We start from the raw sequence: 1234 nt of genomic DNA on the forward strand, positions 1-1234 counted from the left end.
GGCGGATTCAACCGGTCAACGCAATGGGTGCTGTGAGATGAAGCAGACGTTGATCTCAGGAGGCATCGGTTGCAGGGCAAGCATGGTCATCTCAGTCGTGAGCAGAAGCAGCTCGCGCTCCGTCTCCACTCGAAGGGATGGAGACTCATCGACATCGCTCGCGAGATCGGGTGCACGGCGCCGATGGTCGGCCGCATGGCGAGGGAAGGGCGTCACCTCGACGGGAAACCGTTCGGCTGGGAGCCGCGCGAGGGTCATCTGACGGTCTTCGATCGCGAGGAGATACTCGTGGGTCTCGCCCGCGGTGACACGCTCACTGCGATCGCGCGCAGCCTCGGGCGGGCGGTGTCGACGATCAGCCGCGAGGTCAAGCGGGGCGGCGGACGCGAGGAGTACTCGGCGTGGCGGGCGCATGAGGACGCCCGGGAGCAGGCCCGCAGGCCGAAGCCGTTCAAGCTTGACGGTGGCCGGTTGCTCGAGACCGTGACAGCGCAGTTGAAGCAGCTGTGGTCGCCGCAGGAGATCGCTGCCCGCCTACGGTTGGAGCATCCCGACGACCCGGAGATGCACGTGAGCCACGAGACGATCTATCAGTCCCTGTTCGTACAGGGACGCGGGCAACTGCGCCGAGAACTCGCCCGCTGCCTGAGATCGGGACGCACGGCCAGGAAGGCGCGAACCGCAACGGATCGGCGCGGCCGTCTGCCAGGGATGGTCATGATCAGCGAGCGCCCCGCTGAGGTCGAGGACCGTGCCGTTCCCGGGCATTGGGAAGGCGATCTCATCCTTGGTGAGAACAGCCGTAGCGCCGTCGGAACCCTCGTCGAACGCAGCACCCGCCTCACGCTCCTGCTGCATTTGCCTGATGGGAAGAGTGCAGACAAGGTGGAGGCCGCGATGCGCGAAGCGATCACCGCGCTCCCGTCGTCGCTGGCGCGGACGATCACCTGGGATCAGGGCGCGGAGATGGCCAAGCACCTCGAGTTCACAGCCACAACCGGGATCCCGATCTACTTCTGCGACCCGCACTCCCCGTGGCAGCGGGGCAGCAATGAGAACACCAACGGGTTGCTACGTCAATACCTTCCGAAGAGCACCGATCTGAGCATCGTTAGCCGCGCGGACCTGACCGCGATTCAGGACTCGCTCAACGGCCGACCACGCAAGACGCTCGGATATCTGACACCATCGGAGAAGTTCACGGAACTCGTTGCGACCACCGGTTGAATCCGCC

Annotated in this window: 1 protein-coding gene; it reads left to right on the forward strand. The window is 65.2% G+C overall.

The genetic code is table 11. The annotated features are described in order from the left end of the window. Nucleotides 1–69 precede the first annotated feature (69 nt). Nucleotides 70–1227 carry an IS30 family transposase gene (locus ACODR5_RS13495; RefSeq protein ID WP_061873118.1) on the forward strand — a complete coding sequence of 386 codons (1158 nt, stop codon included), beginning with the start codon at nt 70–72 and terminating at the stop codon, nt 1225–1227. Nucleotides 1228–1234: the final 7 nt, after the last annotated feature.

The sequence above is a fragment of the Microbacterium sp. FG3 genome, from assembly GCF_057809335.1.